At 62.8% G+C, this 511-nt stretch carries 1 protein-coding gene; it reads right to left on the reverse strand.

Annotation, left to right across the window (positions count from 1 at the left end; all coding sequences use genetic code 11):
- The coding region (locus IP510_RS13990) for an ATPase inhibitor subunit zeta (RefSeq protein ID WP_194365359.1) at positions 1–111 on the reverse strand (111 nt) is incomplete at its 3' end.
- Positions 112–511 lie beyond the last annotated feature (400 nt).

The following is a 511-nucleotide window of genomic DNA, read 5'->3' on the forward strand; positions in this document are numbered from 1 at the left end:
GGCCCATTGGCCGAGCAGCCGGTTGCGGCGCGCGACGGCCCGGAACTCGATGTCCTGATCGTGTGGGAACTTGTTTTCGAAAGCCTGTTCGCGGTCGTCGAAGGTGGTCATGTTCGTTCCAGAAACCTCAGCTCGCGCGGTCCATTATAGCGCGCCGGGCCGCCCCGCAATGCACAACAGGTTTCCGGGCGACGATCGGCCGCGTGACCATGACCGAAAAGCCGCTGTTTTCACGCGGGATTTCCATGATCGACACGCCGGGAGAAACGGCCGCCGCTTCCACTGGGGCCCAAACCGCGCTAGGTTCCGCCCGCTTATATCATGAGCGAGAGGTCCCGGTGGAACGCGCGCGCTAATCGATAGCTGCGCGCGATTTCGTTTTCGGGGTCCGGCTCGCGCCGAGGAAGGCTGACATGACCCGCCGCAAGAAGATCTACGAAGGCAAGGCCAAGATTCTGTACGAAGGGCCCGAGCCCGGCACCCTGATCCAGTACTTCAAGGACGACGCCAC

Origin of the sequence: Psychrobacter sp. NG254 (assembly GCF_015277735.1) — a bacterium.
In the GTDB taxonomy this organism is placed as follows: domain Bacteria; phylum Pseudomonadota; class Gammaproteobacteria; order Pseudomonadales; family Moraxellaceae; genus Psychrobacter.